Source organism: Cedecea sp. P7760, assembly GCF_013386425.1.
Lineage (GTDB): Bacteria > Pseudomonadota > Gammaproteobacteria > Enterobacterales > Enterobacteriaceae > Cedecea > Cedecea selenatireducens.
On record NZ_JACARU010000033.1, the window covers coordinates 60186 to 83459 of the forward strand.

Consider the following 23274-nt stretch of genomic DNA (forward strand, 5'->3'; position numbering starts at 1 on the left):
CCCGCAAGGGCGGCGATAAGGAGATACCCATGATGACGCATACCCCTGAAAACCTGAAAACCATGCTGCCGTCCGAATTTGAAGATATCCGCGCCTCCGGCGAGGCGTACCGCCATGCGCTGACCAGCGCCGTGATTTCCTGCCTGAACGTGCCTGAAAACTGGCACGTCAACGGCGAATACCGGGGCGAATTCGGCGGGATGTTCCCCGTGCAGTGCCGCTTCACGCCGCCGGATGAGCATTACCACCTGTGCCTGTGCAGCCCCGGCGAACTTAACCCGGAATGGCTCATCGTGCTGGCCTCTCCGAACGGCAGTTACATCCGGATCGTTAAGACGCTCGGTGCGTTCTGGCCGGAAAAAATAAACAAGGTGCTCAGCCTGGCTGACCGGTGCCGGTGCCTCGATTACAGTCTGCCCGGTACGGCGGCGATCCTCATCACGGAGGCATCCGCATGATCCCGAAGCACATGGCTCTGGTACCCAAAAACGATGCACGACGCGCCGCGATGTTTGCGATTCTGGATGTGGAGAAGCGACACGAACAGGGGCGGGCGCAGGCCGATTATCCCTATGCCCGCGCATTCTTCCGTCACCTCATGGGGAGTAAGCGTATCACCCGGAAAGAAATTAACTTCTTTGCCGGGGCGATATCCGACGAGAATCTACGGGGGAACAAGGAGCGCTGGGCCAGCGCCATCGATACGCTGATTTCAAGCCAGGGGAACGTCTGCTATCTGCCGCTGGGGATGAACGATGCCCGGCGAGTATTCCCTGAAGTGTATTTCAGCGCGCAGGACAGGTTACAGAAACGCGCAGAACTGAAGAGCAGCCGCTATTCCCGTCAGGCAGAGAAGGAAGAGAGCCATCATGAAATGCGGTACCTGGCGCGGGTAGGGCAGGCCAAAATTGATCTGGCTTTCCAGACCCCGGACACGGTGAGCAGCTGGAGTTCACGCTGGACACAGGCTGAGGTCAGCGAGTACGACCTGGAGTCCATGTTCTTTGAGTGGAGTGGGCGCTTCCCGGAACTGGCCGAGATAGAGCGCTGGCAATGGCAGAATGAGCCGCTCTGGGCGCTGATGATGGCTGTGAACGATGAGGCTAAAAAAGCCTCCCCGGCGGAACGGGCGCTGGCACGCTGGATGGTACCGAATAAACTGACGCACAAGGCCGCATAGATGAGCAGAAAACCTAACCCTTACAGGGATGAACTGAATCTGGCACGTAGCCAGTACCGCAGACTACAGACCATGATTGCATCTCTCAACAGAATGGCTGAAGAGTGGGGGGACTGGCATGCTGGACTGGAATGTGACTTTAACTTACTGGTTGAAGCTGTAGAGCCACAGCTTAAGGTGATGGATGAGCAGATTAAGGAGTGGAAGGACGGGATAGGCGATCCCAAAGATTAAGCTTCCTTGTTGAGCGCCGCCCTCCGGGGCGGTTTTTCTTTCTGGCATCTCATCAACGTCCACGCCCTTCAGGGCAAAGCTTTGCTGCGCTGACGCGCCGCCCGGCTTCATCCTTGTCAGGTCTCTGCAGTGTTGTTTTTTCCTCTTTCTGACGCCTGTTTTTTCCCTGCACCGGCGGGGATTCTCCTGTCGCTTCCCCGGGAAAATAAACACAAAGACGTGACAGCTGGCCCCCTTCGGCTCCCCGCCCGTTCCGGTCGGGTCGTCGAGCCCCACTGCGGCAAGGCCGCTGCGTTGCAGCAGCCAGCCTCCGCCGAACCCCGCAAAGGCGCGGGTTTCGGGCTATCGCTAGGGTCTGATGGCTGACGTCCAGGTCAAGGGCCGCAGCTGGCCGTGGGCCAGCAGCATCACCGCGCCGGCGATGCCGCCGCTCTTAGGACGCCCCGGCGTTTCGCCGTGTCGGGTGTGTGCATGACGCTGCCAGTACGGAGGTTACGTTCCGGTAGATTCAGGCGCGGAGGGCTGGTCGTAGCACAGTCGACTCGCTTCTCAAAGGGCCGCTTTGCTGCCTCCTCACCCGTTCGCACTCGCCCGTGGCTCGCTTGCGCTGCGGCCTGCGGGGGCTCCCTTTGTTCGCTCACTGCCGGTGCTACTTTGCCCTTCGCCGCGACTGAATCGACCGAAACATGAGTAACCACAGAACAGGAGAACTGCCATGCACACACAAAACGTCAACGTCAAAACCGCCACGCCAAAATCTCCCAAAACATGGGGGCAGGGCGAAAAGCGCTCATCCCTTCGGACCGATGGCTTTGTGCGTAATATTCACTCGCGCAACCCTTTCGATGTTGTTCGTGCCGACAGTCTGATTCAGCGGATGGAAAAACAGGCTAATGCAGGATGTGGCCTGCATTACGAAATCTATGACGCGCGTTTGTTGGGGCTGGCGCTGGATTACCTGTGTGAATTGCCCCTCAAAGACCGCCCGGTATTTATCGGTGCTGCATCCTTACGCGGGATAACCCTGACCCTGGCCGAAGAGCAAAAGGCCAAAGACGCGTGCGACGAACTGATGGCGATGATCCGGGCAGAAGATTAATTAGTGTGGCCTGCCTCTCACCAGGCAGGCTCTTAACCAGGTAACACAGGGCAGAGATATGATCACATACATTACCGACCAGCGACCGGGGGAACCCGATATTTTGACCGCAATTAAGCGCGGCGCGCTGGAGATTCGCGACCTGGCAGGGACTGTTCTGCTGAAAATTGACGCGCCAGAACAGGGGTGGACACACGCCAGCCTGACCGCTGTTCAGCCCGTGGAAGCAAGAGAAGGGGCTGAAGCCTGGCTCAGTGGGCAGTGGATTGGCTCGACCGAAGTTTAAAGGAACCTCAGCGAATGAATACTGAAAAAATGCACTATGCGAATTTTATCGACGCCCCATCCCGTGAACTCTCTGCCATCGCAGGGCGTATGAATGATCAGGTCGGCATTGTCCATATCAGTGACAACAACGACCGGGCAGCACTGGCGGCAGATGCGCTCTGGCGCTTTGCCGAACGTACCGGGCTGTCGCAGGATGGCGAATCCGTGGAAACCGTCCTTGTCGATTTCATGGCCGATATGTTCCACCTTTGCAGACAAACCGGACTCATCACGCCTGAGCAGAACCTTTTCACCGGTATCATGGCCAGCGCTGAGATGCATGCCGAAATGGATGAGGCCGATTCTGATGACGAGTAGCGCACTGCCGCAGCTGCGCGGCCTGGATATTCGCATGCAGTTTGCAAAGGCAAAAGTGATGCGGGTTATTGACAGCAATAAAGCGGAACTGGAAATGGCAGATGTTCTGGAGAGTGCATATTTCTCTGGTTTCCTGGACAGTTGTGCCGCGAAGCAAACGCCACCCTGTATGTTTGCGGACGAACCGGTACTGCTGGCAGCGTGGGAGGATGGATTCCACTCGCACGAAACCTGAAAGGCAGGGAAGTGACGAACACCGTTCTGGTGCTGTCGATACCAAATAATACGAGCAAGGTGTTTCTCTTGGGGAAACACTTTGCTATAATGTTTCTCAACGGGAAACAGGAGACTGATGTGATAAAAAGCTGGAAGCATAAAGGGCTGCAGAAGCTCTTTGAAAAAGGGGATATCAGCGGTGTTCAGGCTCAGGATGCCGAACGCATCAAGCTCCGGTTGCTGGTTCTTGATGAAGCAACGTCCACGGATGAGTTTCGTAACTATCCGGGTTTCCGTTTCCATCCCCTGAAAGGAGACAGAAAAAACCTGTATTCCATCACCGTCAGGGCAAACTGGCGCATTACATTCGAATTTACCGACGGGGATGCTTATATCCTCAACCTGGAGGACTATCACTGATGGCTATGTTTAATCCCCCGCATCCAGGCGGCCTCATCAATGAGTATCTGGAAGATAACAAGGTCAGTCTGCGGATGCTGGCAAAAGAATTAGGTGTTTCTGCGGCAGCGCTCTCTAAGGTGGCCGCCGGAAAAACGTCTGTCAGCCCAGAAATGGCTGTTCGTCTCGAAGCTGGCTTGGGTATATCGGCCAGACTCTGGCTGTCGATGCAGTCAGCTTGTGATCTGCACAAGGCGCGTGAAACTACGGATGTTTCCGGGGTTACGCTGTACCCGGGCATCCGTGAAGATGCCGCTCCCTCGTTTGCTGAAAAGCACTGAGGACAATCGCCGTTGCTGCCCTGGCGTTGTGGGCGGCAAACGGCCAAAGCAAACGAGATGATGGCGCCTGCGGCGCCATTATTCGTTCTGGCCACCTGCAGCTGGTTGAGCAGAGTGTGTCTCTCCCCTTTCTTTCAGTGTTTCTTCTGCGTCTTTCTCTTCATCCTGCTGTTCCCGATCCTCCTCATCTTCATTTCAATCAAAACAAAGACAAGACAGCTGGCCCCCTTCGGCTCCCCGCCCGTTCCGGTCGGGTCGTCGAGCCCCACTGCGGCAAGGCCGCTGCGTTGCAGCAGCCAGCCTCCGCCGAACCCCGCAAAGGCGCGGGTTTCGGGCTATCGCTAGGGTCTGATGGCTGACGGCCAGGTCAAGGGCCGCAGCTGGCCGTGGGCCAGCAGCATCACCGCGCCGGCGATGCCGCCGCTCTGAGGGCGCCACGGCCGTAGCCGTGTCGGGTGTGTGCATCCTGTTCTTTCGGGATGGCCATCACCCGGTAAGTCTCCCGCGGAGGGCTGGTCGTAGCACAGTCGACTCGCTTCTCAAAGGGCCGCGTTGCTGCCTCCTCACCCGTTCGCACTCGCCGTGGCTCGCTTGCGCTGCGGCCTGCGGGGGCTCCCTTTGTTCGCTCACTGCCGGTGCTACTTTGCCCTTCGCCGCGAGAGAACTCACCGAGAGATGGATTAACCATCGAGAAGGAGAAAACCAGGATGCACACACAGAACGTCAACGTCAAAACCGCCGCTCAAGAATCTACCGAAAGATGGGGAAAAACCGTCCCGGAGCCTAAAACAGCAAAGCTGATGGCTCAGGGCGGGGCAGGGTTCAGCTATGCCTACAACGTCCTGGCAGACCTGAAAGATGCGGGGGCGTCATATACCCGCCGGAACATCATCGCGGATATGTTCCGCCGTCTGGGCGTTCAGTAACCCCTATAAACTGGCGGCAATCGGGCCGCCAGTCACCACAACCAAAGGAGAAAACATGTACCACAACGCACAAGAGGCTGTTGCCCTGGATATGAACGTGACCGCAGAGGCTGAGCGGGCTTACTGGTTATCCCGCGAACCGTCTTTTATCACCGCAGCCGTTGAAATTACCGTGACGGCTTTTCATGAAGCAGCCGGAATGATGCAGCCGCGCAACTGGCGCTGTGACCAACAGCAGGACAGCGAAACGTTCATGCTGGACATGATTTGTGAGGATGTGACGGAGATTTTTGCCCGAATCGGCTGCCGTTATTTCAGCTTGTGCGATTACAGCAACCTGAACCATGCCGCGATTGTGGCGAAGGTGAAAGAGGCCAATCCTGATCTGTTTACCCAGGACCAGAAATGAAAAAAGCAGGGTTTCCCCTGCTCAATCCCGCCGGATTACACGCGACCAAACGACTAATCCGGCACTCACTAAAAGGAACCACTATGAACCACATTAGCGAAGCATCAATTGTTACACCTGTCAGGCCGTCTGTCCAGTCCTCCGGCATCGAAACGATGCCGCGCCGGAAGCAGGGGCGCGTTAATCATGCGGATACTCCGGCGCAGGAGATCAACCCGCGCTTACGTTCCCGAGTGCGTCACATTCTCCATTGCAGCAAAAAGGGGCGTTCTGTTCGCGTTCCTGCAATGCGCGGGAGTGAGTGGGGCGATTTTCTTCGCGCCCTGGAAGTGAGCCGCGGTATTAACTGACAGCATGGCCGCCCCGGAGGGGGCGGCCAGAGGAACAAAACTATGTCTCAACTCAGCTTTGCCGATTTTTTTAACAGCGTAAAAGATACAAAAAAGCCAGAGGTTCCCGCGCTGGCCATATCAACCAAACATCCCGCGACTTCGTCGCACCGGATGATGAACATCGACACGGCGCGGAAGCAGTTCGTGAGCGTATTCCAGCGTACAGCGCGCCACTTGCGCCGCTGGGACGTGTTCAGCGATTTTATTACACTTGCCGCCAGCGAGCTTGACCTGGCGCGGGTAAGAACGGCGGAAAACATCGAGCGCAGCCGCAAAATTTGCGCCCGCTATGATGCCGCCGATATTCAGAATCTGCATTCGCTTTTTGGATTGATGGTGATGGCGCTGGAGGCAAAGTTTCACGATTTCCTGGGGGCGATCTTTATGGAGCTTGAGCTGGGTTCCGGCGATATGGGGCAATACTTCACGCCGTACTCTGTGCAATCCCTGATGGCGCGGATGTTGATGCCTGGTGTCAAGGACACCATCCGGCGGGAAGGGTTCTGCACGATCAGTGACCCGGCAAGCGGTGCGGCGGGGATGTTGGTCGCCTATGCGGAATGCCTGCTCGAGGACGGGTTTAATCCGTCTGTACACATGTACGGAAGCTGCATTGATATCGACCCCATAGCCGCCGATATGGCTTTCATTCAGCTTTCCCTCCTGGGGATCGCCGCCGAGGTCGTTACAGGAAACTCTCTTACCCTGGCATTCAGCCGGGTTCGCTATACGCCAGTGTACTACCTCAATGATTTTGAGGGGAAGCTGGCTACCCAGCGGCGCATTAATGCCATGCGCGAGTTTATGAATTTGATGCAGAAAGCCGCGTAAGCAGATCGGGGAAGGGGGATCTCCTGCCCTCCCGAGTAACCCCCTTTCACTACCGCGCCCCTCCGGGACAGATACGGGAAGCGCTGGCGCGCCTCCCGGTATTCTCCGCGCCGGATGGTGCGGATACTGGCGGCTCCAGCGGGCGATTTCATTCCTGCAGTGATGACTTTTCTTTCTCTCTCTACGGAAAACAAGAAAAAGAATAACGACAGGGCAGCTGGCCCCTTCGGCTCCCCGCCCGTTCCGGTCGGGTCGTCGAGCCCCACTCCGGCAAGGCCGCTGAGTTGCAGCAGCCAGCCTCCGCCGAACCCCGCAAAGCGCGGGTTTCGGGCTATCGCTAAGGTCTGATGGCTGACGTCCAGGTCAACAACTGCTGCCGGATTCACCGTCGCTTTCACCGTCCCGGCAAAAAAACTCCGGGCCTTTAAGGGCAGCCCGTAATTCGGGCTGAAACTTCATTCTGACGCTTCCCAGCACTCCGGCCAACCTTTACGCGGATGGCCGGTCGCAGCACCGCCAGTTCGTCCAGAAATGGGTGAAATATGCGCCGCCAGAAACTTTTCACCAGGCGCTGTAAACTTTCAGTCGTCGTTCCTTTATGCCCTTACTTCGTCGTGGCTCTTTTGCTGAGCGGTGAAGATGAGGCGTATCACTGTATCCATCCGACGCGATTTGGATTTTTGATCCGCTTGTCAGCCAGTAAGGATGCGATAGAGGAACTTAGAATGGCGGGATTGTCTGATGACTTCTGTCACATTGTCAGATGTTTGTCGGATGAGTGTTGTACATCGATGGTCTATTCTGATGCTGATTTAATTGAAGGGGTTATTGTCCAGAATTTGCAAAAACTAATTCCGGCAGGATAGCAAGTGGCCTGCCGGTAATTTTCATGACCCTGGCTGGTTATTTTTTTGAATGTTTTTTTCCTTCTCCGAATCAGTCTTACGAGACTGACGCTTTTTCCTTCCAGATTCCCCGTTTATCACTGCTGAAATTGATTTCTCACTGAAGCGAAACTCCATTCCATCGAGCACCGACTTGATATCCGCAACTGTGTACCCTTTTTCTTTTGCCAAAACCAAAATACTGTCTTTCAAATTTTCCAGAGCACCCTCACGCGAGATGCGCTGGGGTGTCAAATCTGGAAGATTTTCAAGCTTTATACGTGCCTCATCTAACTGCTCCTGTGTAAAAACACTACGTACCGCCATGTCATTTTTTCCTTCGCAATGGTAAAGACACGATTTTGCTAGATTTTCACCACCATTTCCACCCCGATCACTTCGCATGACTCTGGTTTACTTCTAACCACCTAAGTGGCAAAATAGCATCAGTGATTTAAAAGACGGGACAGGAAATGTTTTGTGACCACCGCCAGCACGCTGGCAGTGATTCCCAAAACGACCTGCTCAGGGCTCCGCCCCGAGACCCGGGTTATGTGCCAAGGTTGAGTTATGTCGAAAAGTGAAAAGCGTCAGAGAGAAAAATTGGTTAAATGTCGTTGCAACGATGCGGAGTTTGAGACTATCAATATGAAGGCAGTGGCTGCCGGCTTAACGACGTCTGAGTATATTCGTCGTGCTGCTCTCAACCGTCGCATTACGGTACGTACCGATATCCGCATGATGAATGAACTACTTCGTCTGGGTGGTCTACAAAAGCACCTGTACACCCAGATGCAGCAGAACATGACGACCGAGTTAAGCAAGCAATTTTCTGAGGTACTCATCAGCATCAAGAATGCTATTAACGCCCTGGATATGACGCCGGTTCCCGTCGAGGACATTAAGTCCTGATGAACGTGATCATCCCGCCAAAGCGTCGCGATAAGAAAACCAGCTTCAGGAAGCTGGTCAACTACGTGAGCACGCGTGAGGATAAAAAACCGGATGAAGCTGTGACGCAAGAAGCAGTCCATAGCCCCGGTGCTGAGTACGTCGCTACGCCGGGATTTGGTCAGTTGGTTGATTACGTTGGACGTAAACGCACATCTCCTTCCACAGAAATTATCAGCATTTCACCCGAGGGAATTCAACGCGTTCTCTCCGGTGAAGTGCTGTGTGAAACCAACTGCTTTTCACTGGATACCGCTGCGTCAGAAATGAACCTAACTGCTTCGCAGAACCGACACTGTAAAGATGCGGTGTATCACTTTATTCTGTCCTGGCAGGGCGATGAAGACCCATCACCGGAAGCGGTGTTCAGCTCCGTGCGCTACAGCCTTAAACAGCTGGGTATGGAAGAACACCAGTATGTTGCAGCTATCCACCGTGACACGGACAACATTCACTGTCACGTGTCGGCTAACCGCGTCCATCCTAAAACGTTTGCCGCGCAGAACATGTGGAACGACGCAGACACACTGCAGAAATGCTGCCGTGTGCTTGAGCGTGATTTTGGTTTCAAGGTGGATAACGGTAGCTGGCAGATGAATGAATATGGTGAACTTCACCGTACCCGTCGCGATATGCCTTCTGCTCCGCGCGGCGCTACTAAGCGTGAAATCTTCTCAGACAAAGAAAGCCTCCACGGGTATGCCGTCCGTGAAACCCGTCAGATATTATCTGACGCGATTGAGCAGAAAAAATTTGGCTGGGATCGACTGCACAACATTCTCTATACACGTGGACTTGGACTGCGCGAGCAAAACGGTGGTCTGGCCGTTTATGACCTCTTGAACCCTGAAGGCGCGAGCGTAAAAGCCTCAGACGTACATCCTGATATCAGCCTCGCCAGAATGGTCAGAGAGCATGGCTCATATCAGCCTGCGCCGCCGGTTTATGATCCTGACCGTCCTGAAGACGGCATGCTTCACATGCAGACCTGTTACATGCCGCAACTGCACGTTCGCGATCAGGAAGCGCGTCGTGAACGCCGCGAAGCCCGTGCCATTGCGCGTGACATTCTACGGGCTCGCTATGATGCCTACCGAAACGGTTGGGAGAAGCCTGACCTGCGCGTGGGTGAGCGGTTCCGCCAGATTGCGTCACACTGCGTGGTGGTTAAGGCCAGAGTGCGTGATACCGTCAGAGATCCATTGATGCGTAAGCTGATGTACCGCGTAGCCGAGTTTGAAAAGATGAAGGCGATGGCTGAACTCCGCCTGCAGCTGCGTGAGGAACGTCAGGTGCTGAGGGAAGCGGGCGCCAGTCGACCGCTGAGCTGGAAGTCATGGGTTGAGCTCGAAGCAGGGAGGGGAGACGCCGCTGCGCTCAGTCAGATGCGCGGCTGGGCTTACCGTGAGAAACGAGCTGCACGGCAGCAGAAAAATGCCTGGCCGGAGCCGAATGCCGTTATTCATTACGGTCCAGGTGACAACGTACCAACATTCAAATCAAGCGAGCATGAGACACGCCTGCTTCGCGATGGAACGGTGAGTTATCTTCGTGACGGGAAGCCAGCTGTTACTGACTTTGGTGACAGAGTTGAGATTTACCCTGCGCCTGACGGCAAGTCCGACCGTTACAATAACGACCTGGCTGCTGAGCTGACTGCGTGGCGTAGCGGCGATCGTACGATGCTGACGGGAGATCAAAAAGCTGTAAACAGGGTGCTGTATTCCGGGGTGGTCAGGAACATGACTAAACATGACGGCCACGTATTTAAAGTTAGCGACCCGAAACTGATGGCCAGCGTACACGCTACGGAAGAAAGCCTGCGCAACCAAAATGTACAACAAGAACTGAAACTGGCTGAACCTCAATTCAGGGACGAGGAAGATTTACGGTCAGTTAACAGAGAGATACCACGACCATGAGGAGAATTAAAAGAGAGACATAAGCCAAACTGAAGTATTTAGTCGCTGATTGCACAGGGTTGAAGGCCTGTACAACCAGCTAACCTTAACAACCTGACTAGGAGGCTGCTATGGCTGCCGTGGATCCTATTGTATATTCAAAATTGTGCAAGCTTTTTCCAGAACTAACTCAACTGCAAATCACCGATACTTGCTTGTATTCAGCTGGGGCTACTTACAAAGAATCAGGTGAATTGCGGGGGGTATCTCCCGAAACAATCAAGAAATCGTTAGAAGCTGCCCGCAGGCGTTTAGATATAAATAATCTTCAATCATTACGGTTGATTTTTCTAAGCAGGGTGGTTTTGAACTGTAATACAAATTCCTCTTGCTTGGGAAAGAATAGCTTTGCACTGTCTAATTCTAACCTATCCGAATTAGACCATTTCATCACACTCGTGCCAGAGCTCTCGTTTTATCAAGCTAAGTGCGTATTTTATTTTGTTAATGGACTAACAGCGCATACTACAGCTGAAAAACTTGAATCAACTGCAGACGAAATTATGATCATTCTGGGTGCAGCCCTCAATAAACTACAGGTCTATTCTTTAAATGCCCTTCGAGTTTTAATCTTTAGCAAGCTCCTTGTTAATTTGGCTTTAGTTTCGTGTTGATCATCAAAACCACGAAATATTAGCTTTTATATCGATATATTTAGTATCTACAGCACCCCTGTAAGGGGGGTGCTGATATGATGAAAGTATGTATCATAATGATATTAAATGATTTTTAACTATTGAGTTCTTTGCTGTGTGTAACTGCTACCTGTCAACGGTAGTTTCAAATTCAGGATAAATCCTATTTAATAGCGGTCACTTACTTAATGCTTACATAACGCATACATGGAGTTGACATGGCAGCCCCAAAAAACCATAAAGGCATCGCAATCATGCTGTACATGTCTACAGAACTAAATGAAAAGCTTTCTGCATCAGCCAAGAATTCCGGTCGCTCAAAGGTGACAGAAGCGCTTTTTCGTTTAGAAGACCATCTTAATTTGTTCGAATCGATTGCCACTCCAGGGCAACGTTTTCCTGCCGGAACCGGCAGCAAAAACTAAAAGATTATCTGAGCCAGCACATTAATTGCCGGCGTTCATTTTTTATGAGTTATGCGCATTCGCGCAGGGCTTCTTTTTGCCCGAAAACGGCCTCAGCTCTTTAACAATGTGCCCGAAACCCTGATCTCAAGGTCCTCTCTTGCCGGCATGCTTAAACGGTGCGCGGAAGATGTCCGGAGGCTATGTCATGGCCAGAGTCACATCAGGGGAACCCGCAGAAATACGGGGCAGGTTATAAGCGACTGAGGCATGCATTTCAGGTCACTTATTTCACTGACGGGCACAATTCGAAGTCGGAATTGTGGGTATTACGTTCATATCCCTGCGAATTAGTTCGATACATCTTGTTCTGGAGTCACCTGCGGGATTCGCGGTGCCGGTTTCCGGATATTCAGTTTCCGGAGTGTATTAACTCTGCGTATGCACGCAGCAGCAAATGGGTTGTTAACGAGTTTCTTATTTTTCTCCCTGCGAATCAGTTCGACGTAGCCACTACAGGCCCCGGGGCGATCCGTCGGGCCCCCTGTATCTGGTGATGATTAACCCTTCAGTCAATGAAGGCGCGAACGGGTTTCCCTAACGTAGTACGCCGCATACGCAAATATGACACAGAGCAGTCTGTGCTGACCCACTCCTTGTGAGTGGGTCAGCCCGGCGTTGTTCATGCTGACTGATATTACATGACAGGCATCTGAGTGATGCGGGACGTATTCAGGAAATAACCAGGGGTTAACATGAATCTTTCAAAACGAAAACGAGAAGCGCTGCGTGAGCAGTTCAGGGGGTGCTGCGCCTTCTGCGGTAGTAAACTGCCTTCCAGAGAATGGCATGCTGAATTTATTGGAGAAGATTATGTAAAGGGCGGCATTGTGGCCGTGTGCACGGAATGCCGTTCCACCAAAGGAAGTGCCTCGCCGGAAGCCTTTCGCGAGTTGCTGTCTCAACAGGTTGAGCGCGCCCAGCGTCACAGCGTTAATTTTCGTACCGCTCTGCGGTTCGGACTTTGTCGCGTCAAAGTCTCTCCGATAGTTTTCTGGTTTGAACGTTGCGAGTCATCTCCAGCGGTCACGTTTTCTCCGAATTTAGCCACACCTCACAACCCCGCTTCCGCCGCCTGACGGCAAATTGTGTCATTTTAATTTATCTGAAGGATACACTTTGTGAACCGTTCATTTTTGCGCAGCGCATGGCTTTGCCTGGCGTTTATTTCCCCGCTGCTTATTGCTTCCTGCTCTTCATCCGACAGCAAGGGGCCCCATGCAACACCGGCGGCCGGACAGTTATGTACCTCCTGTGTCGACATTAGCGTTAAAGTGTGGAAATTCACGCCTGATGCTGGGTTTGACGTCGCAAAATTATCAGGAATGACTCCGGCTTCCACTGAGGGAAAAGCTACTGTCAATATGCAGGCGATTTTAAAAGAGGATCAGCCGACTGAAATACTAAAACGACTTCGAAAGTCAGGACGTGTTGAGTTGGTATTATATACCCATGGCATTACGACAACAGGTCAAGCTCTGCCGGTGAATGTAAGCGGAGGCGAGGGTAAATTCAGTGCCGTACTGTTGCCTGTAGCGCTGACCACTGACGCGCCGGACCTCATCCGCTTCGAGTTAAACTCAGATGTGCCGGTCGGAGGTTTTATCCATGGGGCCGCGGTCTTCAGTAAAGGTTCTTTTTCGATTAAGGAGGGTGACGCGTTGCTGAGCCTGCAAAAGGTCAGAGAAGGTTATGTTGTCTGGCTTATTACGACAAAGAATCCGGTTTAACAGTCAGGGCGGGTGCCCTCCCGCCCTGATGGTATTTGATTTTATCCCTGCAACGCAAAGCGCACTTACCCTGACCGGTCAGTGCGTTTTTCGTTGTGGCGAACCTACGGACAGCGCACGCTTTGGTCACCTTGTCAGGTGCCTCCGGCGTCACAACACCCCTTCAGACCGGCAGACTTCCCCTGCCTTCCAGCACTTTTTTCCGGTCCGGCAACGGCCACGGTAGATACGGTGCAGCCCTGAGTTATCCGGAGTTCTTTCTATGTCATTTACCGAACGGGCAGGGCTGATTCCGGTCCTGCTGCTGACCGGCTGCGCGCAGCAGACGGTTTACACCGGGCCGCCTTCCGGGAGCGTGGTAGACAGTATGCTCACGCGCAGCGCGGCCGACATCAGCGCCATGCAGTACCGGGTGCACCAGACCGGGCCCTCGGCTCAGCGTCCGGTCTCGCCTGTAGCGAAACCTGTCAAACCTCTGGCACCGGGCATCCCTGGTGCTTCAGCGCTTACGGTTAAACCGGTGTCTTCACCTACGGCCTCCGCGCCGGGTACCGGACCGGCCGACGGCTTTATCCGGCAGGCCGGTGCGGCTCCCACGCTGCGCGAAGCTCTGCAAAAAATCGTCCCGTCCGGGCAAACCGTGGTGTTTGATAAGGCGGTCTTCGCAGACACCCCAGAGCTGTGGCGCTGGACGGGCAACGACCGCTGGCAGTACGTCACTGACAAGATGCTGGCCGCGCGTGGCCTGAAGGCCACGGTCAATGAAAAGACTCACACCGTGAAGGTAGAGCCGGCACAACTCGCGCAGACAGCTCATTCTGCTATAGCTGTTTCGCCTCCAGTGCCGCCGGGGGGGCCCACTAAGGCAGCGGTCGCGGTGAAAGCCTCACCGTTACCCACCACCGGCCGTAACCCCTTCCGCGGAAATCAGGCAGTGCCTGCAGCAGTCAGCCAGACCAGCGCGCCTGTCAGGGCAGTGCTCAAGCCACAGCCCGCAGTGCGCATCTGGACGATTGAGCGGGGGACCACGCTCCGCCAGGGCTACGAGCAGTGGGTATCGCAGGAAGCCTGTGCATCCGATAAGCCGAAATGGACTGTACGGTGGGATACGGGCACCAACTACCCGATCGATTACACCCTGACGTTCCATGCGGCAAGCTTTGAGGATGCGACGGCACAGCTGTTTAACCTCTGGCACCGTGCGCAAGTGCCGTTGTTTGTCAGCGGTTACCGTCAGCAGTGCCTTGTCGTCATCAGCGACGTTCCCCCTAATCCATCTACTCCGCCTTCGCGACAGGAATAATCATGCTAAGAAAATCCACGCTCGCCGTGCTCATCTGCAGCACGCTGCTGCAAGGGTGCGCCCTGCAGCGCATAAATGAGGTCCAGCGGTCAGCCGGGAGCACTGCTGATGAGGCATCCTCGCTCATTCGCCAGGCCGCGGAAAACCGCCCGGTGGTGCAGTTTCAGAACAGCCAGTACGTGAGCCCCGTACCGCTGCCGGTTGCAAAATACGACGCGCCCCGTGAGGTGGTGAACTGCAATATGCCTTACCGGGCCGTCAAACCGCAGGACATTTGGCAGTTCAGCCAGGACATTGCGACGGTCTGCCACATCCGCACACGCGTCACACCTGACGCGGCAGCTGCTCTGGGTGGCGGTGTTGGCCAGAGCGGCTCGCCGACACAGCGTCTGGCCAGCGTGCCGTCGCCCGCACTGCCGGCCGACGGCAACATGCGCCCGCTGGATTCGTTCGGTACCGGTACCACAGTCAGCACTTCAGCACCGTCGGCCGGCACCTCGCGAACGTTCTCGGGCGTCACCTATACCGGTAACCTCGGGGGGCTGCTGGATATCGTGACTGCGCGGCTGGGTATATCGTGGAAGTACGAGGACGGGATGGTCACGTTCTTCTACCTGCAGACAGCGCGCTTTGACATCGAGCCTTCTGACGCCAAATATGCGCTCACCGGCTCGGTGGTCAGCGGCGTGTCCAATAGCAGCAGCTCAGACGGGGGCACGGGTTCCGGCAGCTCAGGCTCGAGCTCAAGCGGCGGCGTATCCGGCGAAAGCGGCACGAGCCTGAAGTCCGACGTCGCCATGGGTAACAACCTGTATGACGACCTGAAATCCACAGCGGAGAGCATGCTGACGCCGGGCGTGGGGCGCCTCGATATGAACAAGACCACGGGCACCGTGGTTATTACCGATGTGCCGGAGGTGGTGCGCCGCGTCGGGGAATATCTGACCTCTGAGAACAAAGCGCTGAGCCGGCAGGTTAATCTCAAGGTAGTGATTTACACCGTCAACACCGAAACGAGCGATGCGGTTGGCATCGACTGGAACGTCATCTACAAGACGTTGGCCGGCAAATACGGTATTAACCTGGCAGGGCCGTCCGGCACCGTGACGGATGCGGGCTCGATAAGCTTCTCGGTGCTGGATACGGCTACCGGCGCCGCGCGGCAGTTTGCCGGTTCCTCGTTCCTGTTTGACGCGCTCTCGAAGCAGGCAAAGGTGGCGGACGTGCGTACTATCCCGCTGATGACCACAAACATGGCCTCCGCGTCTGTAGTAGTGGGGCGTCAGATAGCCTATCTCAAGAGCGTTTCTACGACGGTATATTCCACGGGCAGCACCACGTTGCCGTCGCAGACACTGACGCCAGGCTCGGTGACCACCGGGACCAATATCACCATCTTCCCGAAAATCCTCGACGGCGGCGACCGCATGATGCTGAACATGTTCCTGAACATCTCCAGCCTCATCCAACTGCGACAAATCAGTTCGGACACCGAGAAGCTGGAGGCACCAGAGGTGGACTCCCGCTCCGTTCCGCAGCGCGTGTGGCTGAAACCCGGGCAGACGGTGGTCATCAGCGGTCTGGAGCAGAACGTAGCGACCTCAAATCGTCAGGGCCAGCTGTCACCGGATAATCAGATAACTGGCGGTCAGCGCTCGGGCGCCCAGACCCGCCAGTCCTTCGTCATTACTGTCACGCCTTACATCAGGTAACTGCCATGAAGATAATCAGGAAGACGCTCGCGCAGGACCCCGGCGATATTCGCGTGATGACCATCAACCAGCGCCGTTTCGTGATCGGTCTTACCTGGCAGACCATTCGCGCACAACGTAATCCCATGAAGGAGATACGCCGCGTCGGTAAGGAGCAGGGCCTGGACCTGGTGGCTGTGCGGCGTAGCGACAGTATTCAGGCCGGTTTCGCGCCTAAAACCCGGCTCAAATTGCGCGGCACTTTTTCGCTGACCGTGGCTCTGGCCTCGCTGCTTGAGGGGTGCTGCATTGCCGTGGTGCCGCTGGGCGAAGGGCCGGACGGCGCCATGCAGTACACGTTAGTCGGCAAGACAGAGCGCGGCGGCATTCACCCATGGTCCGATAAGGTCTACCCCGCAGACCTCCTTCGCCAGAAGATCATTGACCTGCGCGGCGAGCTGCGCGGCAGCAAGGGGGACTTAGAGGTTCCTGTGTACGGTGATCCTGTAATCGCTGGCGTGACCGCGCCGCTTGAGCTTGAAGCGGTGCTGGCGCCGAAGCAGTTGAGCAAGGATTTTCGACTGCGACCACTGACGTGGGGCATGACTCGGGGGCAACTGATGGTGGCCGCGATTGTGACTGCGTTAGCGCTGGCGGGGCTGGCCTTCTGGCTGCACGTTGAGGGTGAGCGGGAAGCCGCTGCTCGCGTTGCACTACAGCGCGAAATGGCCCGTCAGGCCGAACTGAACAAACAGGCTCGCTATAAGGCTGTGCTGGACAGTTTCCGACACCCGTGGACGGAGCAGCCTTCTGTGGGCTCGTTTGTCGGGCAGTGCCAGCGCATACTGGACCGCGTGCCACTTTCCATTGAGGGCTGGATGACTGTCACGGTGGTTTGTTCTCAGGGAGACGTCAGCGTACAGTCCATTCGGCGAACTAACTCAGCGGCAACAACGGAAGCATATGTGGCCAAGGTAAAAAGTCTGTTTGGCGTTACGCCGGTGTTCAGCTTTACCGACAGCAGTCAGGCTTCGTTTTCATTGCCTCAGACTCAGAAGCCTGAGGGGGATGACCCGATGGTACCGGTCGAGGATAGACTGATCCATTTCATCTCTCGCTTCCAGGCGATGAACATCGACCTGGCCGTCTCGGCGGTACCAATTAAGGACGTTAAGCAGAACAGTGAGGGTGAAGAGCTGCCGCTGCAGGATTGGCAGGAGTATCAGTACTCTGCCGAAACAGACGTCCCGCCGCGAGACATCTTTTCCGGCGCCGGCTTTACCGGCATTCGCCTCTCACAGATCACCGTGGGCATAAACACCTCCGACGGTTCCACCCGTTACAAAATCTCAGGATCGCTCTATGGAAAACGTTAACTACGCAGCGCTGATGCTGCTGGTCTGCGGCTTTGCGCACGCGGGAACCGATGTCAAAACGGTGGGCGATCTTGATCGCCTGCAGAGCGGCCGCGTGTTTTACGACGCGCAGGCCGCCTACAACAAGGCAAAAATGGCAGCGGGGCAGGCTGATACCGTTGCCGTACCGGTCGCCACCACCGCGGTGCCTGGCGGCCTTTCAGGTGCGGTGACAGAGGCCGCACCGGCCAGCACGTTACCAGTGCTTGAAAAGGTGGCGGGAACGGTGGCCACGTTGAGCTTTGCGGACGGCAGCAGCACGCAGGTGCGCCCGGGCGACAGCGTCAGCGGTGGCTATACGGTGGTGTCCGTTTCGATGCGCGGAGTGGTCATCAAGCGCGCGATGGACGGGCGTGCATTTACCTTGAACTGAGGTGGCGCCATGATGAACCTGAGTGAAAAAACCCATACCCTGTTGCCGCTTGCGCCGCCTCCAGGAGGGCGACCCTTTTCTACGGCTATCCGCGAAAGCGTCCGCTTTATCCGCGACGATAAGAGCCAGTCTCACTGCCTGTATGTACTGAACGAGCTGGACGCCAGCACCGAATTCTTTGAGCTGCGCGAGCACCTGCGCAGCCAGGGGCATATATTAGGTGTGACCTGGTGTAACCGCGAGGATCTTGAGAAGATATCGCAGCAGTTTAGCGACGGTAGAGATGATAGTTTTGAAGGAACCAGCGACTTTCAAAATTTAAACTTGGCGCTAATAGCGGAAGCCACGAAGATGCGCGGATCGGATATCCACATCCGCATTGAGCACAAGTATACGCGTGTGCTCTACCGCATTGACGGCAACCTGCTCAAGATGCGCACCGAGTCTGCGGAGTGGGGCACCCGACTGGTGAACGCGCTGTACAACTCCATGTGCGAGGAGCACAGCAAAACCACGCTGAGTTTCACTGAACCCTGCGACGCGCGCGCGCGCGAGGAGTTCGTGAACGGCTCCGGCCTAAGTACCATCCGCTTTGCCAGCCGTCCGGGCGGGCAGGGGCGGCTGGCTGTAGCACTGCGCCTGGTGAGCCGCCGTAAGCAGAGCCTGCACTTTGAACAGCTGGGGCTGACGCCTGCGGAAGAAATCATGCTCCGGCGTGCGCTTAGCAGCTCAGGCGGGATCTTCTTCAGCGGGCCGACCGGTCACGGCAAGTCCACGGTGTGTCAGGTTTCCGCTGAGTTTCTGGCGCGCGAAGATCCGGGCGAAAACATCATGTCCGTGGAAGACCCGATTGAGTCTCCGATTGAGGGGGTGTTTCAGACGCCGCTTGGGCTGCAGACCTTTGCGGAAGCCATTAAAAACCTGCTGCGTATGGACCCTGATCGCATTTACCTCGGTGAGGTGCGCGATGCAGATACCGCCAACGGCGTCGTTGAGGCTATTCAAACTGGCGCCCCCGTCCTGACCACCATTCACACCAACTCACCGGCGGATATACCGCAGCGCCTGCGGCGCTTTGGGGTCGACGAAGACCTGCTGTTCGACCCGACCATCATTTCATGCCTGGTCGGCCTACGGCTGGTACCGTTACTGTGCATGCACTGCCGCATTCCCTGGCACGAAGGACGCGTCAGTGTCAGCCCGGTCATGCAGGATATGGTGGAGACCCACGCTCAGGTCCAGGGCGTATTTCTGCGCAAACCCGGTGGCTGTACGTGTTGTGGAAATACAGGGATCCACGGACGGACCGGTATTTTCGAAGTCATTGAAACGGATAACCGCTTCATGAGGCTCTACAGCAGTCAGGGCAAGATGGCGGCCTATCTCGACTGGATTGAGCGCGGCGGTGTAACCCTGTGTCAGAACCTGCTTCGGCTGATTAACAGTGGCGTCACGGATCCGGTATGGGCACACCGCCGCATCATCAATCTTGACCGGGACACCCGGCTGACCGCGGGGGGTGACCTGTGAACAGACTGGCACGCGCGATATATAAGGCGACCTTCAGCGCGCAAGACCGTATCGAAATCTATGACGATTTCCGTCAGTACCTGCTGGACGGCCGTGGCGCTAAAGAGGCCTACCAGAAGCTTATCGACAACTACAGCCGACGTGGGAAGAAACCCGGCGATGCCGTGGCGCAGATACTGACCGAGTGTGCGGAGAACCTCGGCGCCGGTTTTGGCTTGGCGGATTCGCTGCGCGAGTGGATACCGGATCAGGAGCTCAGCATCATCGAGTCCTGTGACCTGGCCGGGCGCCCAGCGGACGGCTTCGTTAACGCAATGGATATCGCCAGCGGCACCGGGCGAATCAGCGGCACGGTGAAGTCTACCGTGGCCGTGACGGCCTACCTGACGATGCTGACCGTGGGCGTGGTAGTCATGTTCTGCATGATGCTGGTGCCGGTGATTATTCAGGCGGTGCCGCTCAGCCAGTGGAACGGCCTGCAGACGGCAGTTTACTACTTTTACCTGCTGCTCTCAGACTGGTGGTGGGCGCTGCTGCTGCTGTTCGCCGGGATGGTTTCGCTGGTCGTGTGGTCGCTGCCCCGGCTGACCGGACGTCTGCGCTTCTTCCTGGACCGCTTCCCGCCGTGGTCCATTTACCGCCGCATTCATGGCGCGGCGTTCATCATGAACGTCAACGCCATGGACGCGGCCGGGATACCGATGGAGCGCGCTGTAGCCACCATGAAGGCGTCCACCCGTTCGGCCTGGCTTTACGAGCGTCTTGACGCGCTGGAGCTGGCTATCTCCTCTGGTGAAAAGAACCTCGGTGTGGCACTGGACGCCACGGACTACGAGTTTCCCGACGAGCGGGCCATCGTCAAGCTACAGAGCTTGTTTGAGACCCGGAACAGCGAAGGGTCGCTGAAGCGCTTCGCGGCCACCTGGCTTGAGCGCACTGTGAGCAGCGTTGAGCGCACCGGCGATCGTCTGCGCATCGTCAGCCTGCTGCTGTGCGGGGTACTGGTAGCCTCGCTGATGCTCATCATGTTCAGCCTGATCCAGAAGGCGTTTTTCTTTAACTAGGCGGAAATTCGTCCGCTTCGACACTCCATGTTTATCCAGTCAGCCGCCCGGCCTGTCGCCGCGCGGCTTCTTTCCGTGTGTCTCCTCAAAGGTGATGAAATGAAGAAGTTAAAAAAGGGTATTGCGAACATTACTGACTCCATCAGTTCGCTGGGCATCATGATCGTGGTTATCAGCCTGGTGGTTGCCGCCGGCGCGCTGGCCTATTTCTACGTGAACAGCACAAGCGAGGTTACGCTCGTCACCACGGTGATGAACGAAACGCGCAACCTGCGCTCATCCAGCGGCTACGGCACAGACGACTACGTGCCCGCGCTGGTTAAGGGCGGGAGCATTTCCAAAAGCTATACCATTACCAACAACCTGATTTACAACAAATCTGGCGGTCAGGTAACGGTGAAGGGCAACGGCGTGGGCTTTATCGTGACCGACGCCGGCTTGCCGCAACGTGACTGCGTGAAGGTCGCGCGCAGCATCGGCACCGCCGACCTCGCGTCTACAAAAATCAACAACACTACCTTCACCGCTGAGGTGACCGCGGCCAACGCCGCCACCGCCTGTGTGGATGGTGACAATACCCTGACGTTCACCACCAAGTCTTAACTTCACCGCCGCCGTCTTTCGGCGGCTCTTATCCGGACAGACTATGACCGCCACCGCGCTCAGCGAGACTGATTTTATCGATCTCTACCTCGGTGAAGACTACGCCGAAATTAAAGGGATGGTGGGCGCCACACGTCTGCTTATCCCCGTACCAGACCCGCTTGCTGCTGACGTTCATGCGCTGCGCGCGCTCTGTGAGCGACGGCATAAAGAAAGCGGGCGCAACGAGTTTTCCTGCTTTCATGACGGGCGTCTTTATCGCGCGACTGTGTCCCGCGACCTGCTGGGGCGCACAGGTCTGGTGCTGCGCCAGACGCCTGCTGTCCTGCCGGACTTTGCCGAGATCCCGTTCAGCACGCCGCTGCGTCGCTCCGTAGAGCTTCCCGGCGCGACGGGGCTGATATTGATTGCCGGTGAAATGGGAGCGGGTAAGACAACCTCAGCCGCCGCCATTTTGAGTCACCGTATCGCGGTTACGGGCAACCTCGGTGTGTCGATTGAGGACCCTGCGGAAACGCTGCTACAGGGACGTCACGGTGATGGCCGCTGCATCCAACTGGAGGTCGGTGAAAGTGAAGGGTACGCCAGCGCTACGCGCAAGGCCTACCGCATGGGTGCCTCGGCGTTTCTTCTGGGTGAAATCCGTGACGGTGCCACGGCGCATGAAGTGCTCAAGGCTTCCCTGAGCATGTTCGTGGTGTCGACCATCCATGGGGCCTCCATCCGGGAGGCGCTAGAGCGCTACGTGATGTTCTGTGAAGAAATCAGCCCATCCGCGAAGGCCAACATTGCCAGCACGCTGTACGTGCTGGCGCACCAGAAGATGCGGGTAAATCCCGCAAACAATCAGCGTCAGGTGGACATTACCGGCTTCAACCTGCGGCATGCCACCACTGCCGACACCATCCGCGCCAAAATCACGTCGGGCCAGTTCAACTTTGACGACCAGTTCAACTCCATCAACTATGACTTTAAGGATTAGACCATGAGCAGTATGAAACGGGGTGTTGCGCAAATCACCGATGCAACGGTGGCCTACGGAGTCATCGCCGTTATTATCGTTTCGCTGCTGATTCCCCTCACGCTGTGGGCAGCAGATGAATACCGCATGAACGTAGCGGCCGGACAGGCCAACACGGTGCAGAAAGCGGTAAACCGTTATATCGCCGACCAGCAGGCGATCATTGCGGCTAACAGCAGCGCCTCAGCAGCCTACACGCTGACGGTACCGATGCTTATCACTGCGGGCTATTTGCCAACCGGTTACTCGCCGACTAACGCCTATACAGCCACCTATCGGACGCTGATTTTTCAGCCGTCGACGAATAAGTTTCACACCATGACGTTCCTTACCGGCGGCTCGACGCTGTCGCTCAGCGATGCCCGTAAGCTCGCAAACCACATCGGGCCGACGGGCGGCTATATCGAGAGCGGCGTGGCGAAGGGGGCTCTCGGGAGCTGGGAGGAAAATCTGTCCGCGTTTGGGGGCTATAACCCGGGTGATGGCAGCGTGGTGATTGCTGGCTTTTACTCTAACGGTGCGATAGCCAATGACTATTTGTACCGTCACAGCGTGGCGGGGCACCCCGAGCTCAACACCATGGGCACAACTCTGAACATGGGTAGTAACGACATCAGCAACGCAAAAACAGTCGGAACGCAGACGCTAAATGCGTCGGCCGACGTCAATACAGCGCGACTGACTGCCACGCAGAGTATCCAGTCAAACGGGACTATTAATGCGAACGGTAGTATTACTTCCAGCAGCAATATTGCGGCAGCGGGTAATATCACTTCCAGCAGCAACATTGCGGCGGCGGGTAATATCACGGCAAATAACGATGTCCTGGCTAACGGAACGCTTCGCAGTGCGCATGATGCAGTTATTGGTGGGATAGTGAAGCTTCAGCAAGTAAATACAGCTGGCACATTCTGTGACACTTGGGGCGCTATAAGCCGCGACAACACTGGAGCCATACTTTCCTGTCAATCCGGTGT

General features: G+C 56.0%; 29 protein-coding genes. 28 read left to right on the forward strand and 1 reads right to left on the reverse strand.

Features of this window, described 5'->3' with window-relative positions; all coding sequences use genetic code 11:
* Positions 1 to 29: 29 nt before the first annotated feature.
* The 13 genes from psiB to HX778_RS13445 all read left to right on the forward strand — a co-directional run bounded on the left by psiB (position 30) and on the right by HX778_RS13445 (position 6672).
* A complete protein-coding gene (gene psiB / locus HX778_RS13385) occupies positions 30 to 458 on the forward strand; it encodes a conjugation system SOS inhibitor PsiB (RefSeq protein ID WP_176982279.1) in 429 nt (142 codons plus the stop codon).
* Positions 455 to 1180 (forward strand): plasmid SOS inhibition protein A, encoded by a 726-nt coding sequence (locus HX778_RS13390; protein ID WP_176982280.1) that lies wholly within the window; start codon positions 455 to 457, stop codon positions 1178 to 1180. The genes psiB and HX778_RS13390 overlap by 4 nt, the downstream gene beginning before the upstream one ends.
* Entirely contained in the window at positions 1181 to 1414 is a 234-nt protein-coding gene (locus HX778_RS13395; RefSeq protein WP_176982281.1) for a hypothetical protein, read from the forward strand.
* Positions 1415 to 2129: 715 nt separating this feature from the next.
* The gene (locus HX778_RS13400; protein ID WP_176982282.1) at positions 2130 to 2513 is read left to right on the forward strand and encodes a hypothetical protein; all 384 of its coding nucleotides are present in this window, start codon (positions 2130 to 2132) and stop codon (positions 2511 to 2513) included.
* Positions 2514 to 2571: 58 nt separating this feature from the next.
* Positions 2572 to 2799, forward strand: coding sequence for a hypothetical protein (locus tag HX778_RS13405; RefSeq protein ID WP_176982283.1), 228 nt, complete (start codon positions 2572 to 2574; stop codon positions 2797 to 2799).
* 14 nt (positions 2800 to 2813) lie between these two features.
* Complete coding sequence (locus tag HX778_RS13410) at positions 2814 to 3158, forward strand: hypothetical protein (RefSeq protein WP_176982284.1); 345 nt, start codon at positions 2814 to 2816, stop codon at positions 3156 to 3158.
* A complete protein-coding gene (locus HX778_RS13415) occupies positions 3148 to 3393 on the forward strand; it encodes a hypothetical protein (RefSeq protein WP_176982285.1) in 246 nt (81 codons plus the stop codon). The genes HX778_RS13410 and HX778_RS13415 overlap by 11 nt, the downstream gene beginning before the upstream one ends.
* 119 nt (positions 3394 to 3512) lie before the next feature.
* The gene (locus HX778_RS13420; protein WP_176982313.1) at positions 3513 to 3794 is read left to right on the forward strand and encodes a type II toxin-antitoxin system RelE/ParE family toxin; all 282 of its coding nucleotides are present in this window, start codon (positions 3513 to 3515) and stop codon (positions 3792 to 3794) included.
* A complete protein-coding gene (locus HX778_RS13425) occupies positions 3746 to 4114 on the forward strand; it encodes a HigA family addiction module antitoxin (RefSeq protein ID WP_370527393.1) in 369 nt (122 codons plus the stop codon). The genes HX778_RS13420 and HX778_RS13425 overlap by 49 nt, the downstream gene beginning before the upstream one ends.
* 707 nt (positions 4115 to 4821) lie before the next feature.
* A complete protein-coding gene (locus tag HX778_RS13430; RefSeq protein WP_176982287.1) occupies positions 4822 to 5040 on the forward strand; it encodes a hypothetical protein in 219 nt (72 codons plus the stop codon).
* Between the two features lie 55 nt (positions 5041 to 5095).
* Positions 5096 to 5449, forward strand: a complete 354-nt coding sequence (locus HX778_RS13435) for a hypothetical protein (protein WP_176982288.1) — start codon at positions 5096 to 5098, stop codon at positions 5447 to 5449.
* Between the two features lie 83 nt (positions 5450 to 5532).
* A complete protein-coding gene (locus tag HX778_RS13440) occupies positions 5533 to 5799 on the forward strand; it encodes a hypothetical protein (protein ID WP_255483397.1) in 267 nt (88 codons plus the stop codon).
* A gap of 42 nt (positions 5800 to 5841) precedes the next feature.
* A complete protein-coding gene (locus HX778_RS13445; protein ID WP_176982289.1) occupies positions 5842 to 6672 on the forward strand; it encodes an N-6 DNA methylase in 831 nt (276 codons plus the stop codon).
* An 887-nt stretch (positions 6673 to 7559) separates the two neighbouring features.
* Here the strand turns inward: HX778_RS13445 and HX778_RS13450 are convergent.
* Positions 7560 to 7883, reverse strand: coding sequence for a hypothetical protein (locus tag HX778_RS13450; protein ID WP_176982290.1), 324 nt, complete (start codon positions 7881 to 7883; stop codon positions 7560 to 7562).
* 243 nt (positions 7884 to 8126) lie between these two features.
* Between HX778_RS13450 and mobA the strand changes: the two genes are divergently transcribed.
* From mobA to pilV, 15 genes are all read left to right on the forward strand, one after another.
* Entirely contained in the window at positions 8127 to 8468 is a 342-nt protein-coding gene (gene mobA, locus HX778_RS13455; RefSeq protein ID WP_176982291.1) for a plasmid mobilization protein MobA, read from the forward strand.
* Positions 8468 to 10429: a TraI/MobA(P) family conjugative relaxase gene (traI, locus tag HX778_RS13460; RefSeq protein ID WP_176982292.1), complete on the forward strand. Its 1962-nt coding sequence runs from the start codon at positions 8468 to 8470 to the stop codon at positions 10427 to 10429. The genes mobA and traI overlap by 1 nt, the downstream gene beginning before the upstream one ends.
* Positions 10430 to 10539: 110 nt before the next feature.
* A complete protein-coding gene (locus tag HX778_RS13465; RefSeq protein ID WP_176982293.1) occupies positions 10540 to 11082 on the forward strand; it encodes a conjugal transfer protein in 543 nt (180 codons plus the stop codon).
* Positions 11083 to 11321: 239 nt separating this feature from the next.
* Entirely contained in the window at positions 11322 to 11528 is a 207-nt protein-coding gene (locus tag HX778_RS13470; RefSeq protein WP_176982294.1) for a TraY domain-containing protein, read from the forward strand.
* 734 nt (positions 11529 to 12262) lie between these two features.
* Complete coding sequence (locus HX778_RS13475) at positions 12263 to 12646, forward strand: HNH endonuclease (RefSeq protein WP_176982295.1); 384 nt, start codon at positions 12263 to 12265, stop codon at positions 12644 to 12646.
* A 42-nt stretch (positions 12647 to 12688) separates the two neighbouring features.
* On the forward strand, positions 12689 to 13297 hold the full coding sequence (locus HX778_RS13480) for a hypothetical protein (RefSeq protein WP_176982296.1): 609 nt from the start codon (positions 12689 to 12691) through the stop codon (positions 13295 to 13297).
* Positions 13298 to 13559: 262 nt separating this feature from the next.
* Entirely contained in the window at positions 13560 to 14600 is a 1041-nt protein-coding gene (locus HX778_RS13485) for a TcpQ domain-containing protein (protein ID WP_176982297.1), read from the forward strand.
* Between the two features lie 2 nt (positions 14601 to 14602).
* The gene (locus HX778_RS13490; RefSeq protein WP_176982298.1) at positions 14603 to 16312 is read left to right on the forward strand and encodes a PilN family type IVB pilus formation outer membrane protein; all 1710 of its coding nucleotides are present in this window, start codon (positions 14603 to 14605) and stop codon (positions 16310 to 16312) included.
* 5 nt (positions 16313 to 16317) lie between these two features.
* The gene (gene pilO2, locus HX778_RS13495) at positions 16318 to 17667 is read left to right on the forward strand and encodes a type 4b pilus protein PilO2 (protein WP_176982299.1); all 1350 of its coding nucleotides are present in this window, start codon (positions 16318 to 16320) and stop codon (positions 17665 to 17667) included.
* Positions 17654 to 18079, forward strand: coding sequence for a type IV pilus biogenesis protein PilP (gene pilP, locus HX778_RS13500; protein ID WP_176982300.1), 426 nt, complete (start codon positions 17654 to 17656; stop codon positions 18077 to 18079). The genes pilO2 and pilP overlap by 14 nt, the downstream gene beginning before the upstream one ends.
* Before the next feature lie 9 nt (positions 18080 to 18088).
* A complete protein-coding gene (locus tag HX778_RS13505) occupies positions 18089 to 19609 on the forward strand; it encodes a GspE/PulE family protein (RefSeq protein WP_255483398.1) in 1521 nt (506 codons plus the stop codon).
* Entirely contained in the window at positions 19606 to 20673 is a 1068-nt protein-coding gene (locus tag HX778_RS13510; protein ID WP_176982301.1) for a type II secretion system F family protein, read from the forward strand. Before HX778_RS13505 ends, HX778_RS13510 begins: the two co-directional genes overlap by 4 nt.
* 99 nt (positions 20674 to 20772) lie before the next feature.
* A complete protein-coding gene (locus HX778_RS13515) occupies positions 20773 to 21276 on the forward strand; it encodes a type 4 pilus major pilin (RefSeq protein WP_176982302.1) in 504 nt (167 codons plus the stop codon).
* A gap of 43 nt (positions 21277 to 21319) precedes the next feature.
* Positions 21320 to 22258, forward strand: coding sequence for an ATPase, T2SS/T4P/T4SS family (locus HX778_RS13520; protein WP_176982303.1), 939 nt, complete (start codon positions 21320 to 21322; stop codon positions 22256 to 22258).
* A 3-nt stretch (positions 22259 to 22261) separates the two neighbouring features.
* Positions 22262 to 23274, forward strand: a 1013-nt coding sequence (gene pilV, locus HX778_RS13525; RefSeq protein WP_176982304.1) for a shufflon system plasmid conjugative transfer pilus tip adhesin PilV, incomplete at its 3' end; no start/stop codon positions are given.

Excerpts from the sequence above, each read along its gene's own strand:
- psiB (WP_176982279.1), top strand. The coding sequence starts at position 30 with ATGATGACGCATACCCCTGAAAACCTGAAAACCATGCTGCCGTCCGAA.
- HX778_RS13390 (WP_176982280.1), top strand. The coding sequence starts at position 455 with ATGATCCCGAAGCACATGGCTCTGGTACCCAAAAACGATGCACGACGC.
- HX778_RS13395 (WP_176982281.1), top strand. The coding sequence starts at position 1,181 with ATGAGCAGAAAACCTAACCCTTACAGGGATGAACTGAATCTGGCACGT.
- HX778_RS13400 (WP_176982282.1), top strand. The coding sequence starts at position 2,130 with ATGCACACACAAAACGTCAACGTCAAAACCGCCACGCCAAAATCTCCC.
- HX778_RS13405 (WP_176982283.1), top strand. The coding sequence starts at position 2,572 with ATGATCACATACATTACCGACCAGCGACCGGGGGAACCCGATATTTTG.
- HX778_RS13410 (WP_176982284.1), top strand. The coding sequence starts at position 2,814 with ATGAATACTGAAAAAATGCACTATGCGAATTTTATCGACGCCCCATCC.
- HX778_RS13415 (WP_176982285.1), top strand. The coding sequence starts at position 3,148 with ATGACGAGTAGCGCACTGCCGCAGCTGCGCGGCCTGGATATTCGCATG.
- HX778_RS13430 (WP_176982287.1), top strand. The coding sequence starts at position 4,822 with ATGCACACACAGAACGTCAACGTCAAAACCGCCGCTCAAGAATCTACC.
- HX778_RS13435 (WP_176982288.1), top strand. The coding sequence starts at position 5,096 with ATGTACCACAACGCACAAGAGGCTGTTGCCCTGGATATGAACGTGACC.
- HX778_RS13440 (WP_255483397.1), top strand. The coding sequence starts at position 5,533 with ATGAACCACATTAGCGAAGCATCAATTGTTACACCTGTCAGGCCGTCT.
- HX778_RS13445 (WP_176982289.1), top strand. The coding sequence starts at position 5,842 with ATGTCTCAACTCAGCTTTGCCGATTTTTTTAACAGCGTAAAAGATACA.
- HX778_RS13450 (WP_176982290.1), bottom strand. The coding sequence starts at position 7,883 with ATGGCGGTACGTAGTGTTTTTACACAGGAGCAGTTAGATGAGGCACGT.
- mobA (WP_176982291.1), top strand. The coding sequence starts at position 8,127 with ATGTCGAAAAGTGAAAAGCGTCAGAGAGAAAAATTGGTTAAATGTCGT.
- traI (WP_176982292.1), top strand. The coding sequence starts at position 8,468 with ATGAACGTGATCATCCCGCCAAAGCGTCGCGATAAGAAAACCAGCTTC.
- HX778_RS13465 (WP_176982293.1), top strand. The coding sequence starts at position 10,540 with ATGGCTGCCGTGGATCCTATTGTATATTCAAAATTGTGCAAGCTTTTT.
- HX778_RS13470 (WP_176982294.1), top strand. The coding sequence starts at position 11,322 with ATGGCAGCCCCAAAAAACCATAAAGGCATCGCAATCATGCTGTACATG.
- HX778_RS13475 (WP_176982295.1), top strand. The coding sequence starts at position 12,263 with ATGAATCTTTCAAAACGAAAACGAGAAGCGCTGCGTGAGCAGTTCAGG.
- HX778_RS13485 (WP_176982297.1), top strand. The coding sequence starts at position 13,560 with ATGTCATTTACCGAACGGGCAGGGCTGATTCCGGTCCTGCTGCTGACC.
- HX778_RS13490 (WP_176982298.1), top strand. The coding sequence starts at position 14,603 with ATGCTAAGAAAATCCACGCTCGCCGTGCTCATCTGCAGCACGCTGCTG.
- pilO2 (WP_176982299.1), top strand. The coding sequence starts at position 16,318 with ATGAAGATAATCAGGAAGACGCTCGCGCAGGACCCCGGCGATATTCGC.
- pilP (WP_176982300.1), top strand. The coding sequence starts at position 17,654 with ATGGAAAACGTTAACTACGCAGCGCTGATGCTGCTGGTCTGCGGCTTT.
- HX778_RS13505 (WP_255483398.1), top strand. The coding sequence starts at position 18,089 with ATGATGAACCTGAGTGAAAAAACCCATACCCTGTTGCCGCTTGCGCCG.
- HX778_RS13515 (WP_176982302.1), top strand. The coding sequence starts at position 20,773 with ATGAAGAAGTTAAAAAAGGGTATTGCGAACATTACTGACTCCATCAGT.
- HX778_RS13520 (WP_176982303.1), top strand. The coding sequence starts at position 21,320 with ATGACCGCCACCGCGCTCAGCGAGACTGATTTTATCGATCTCTACCTC.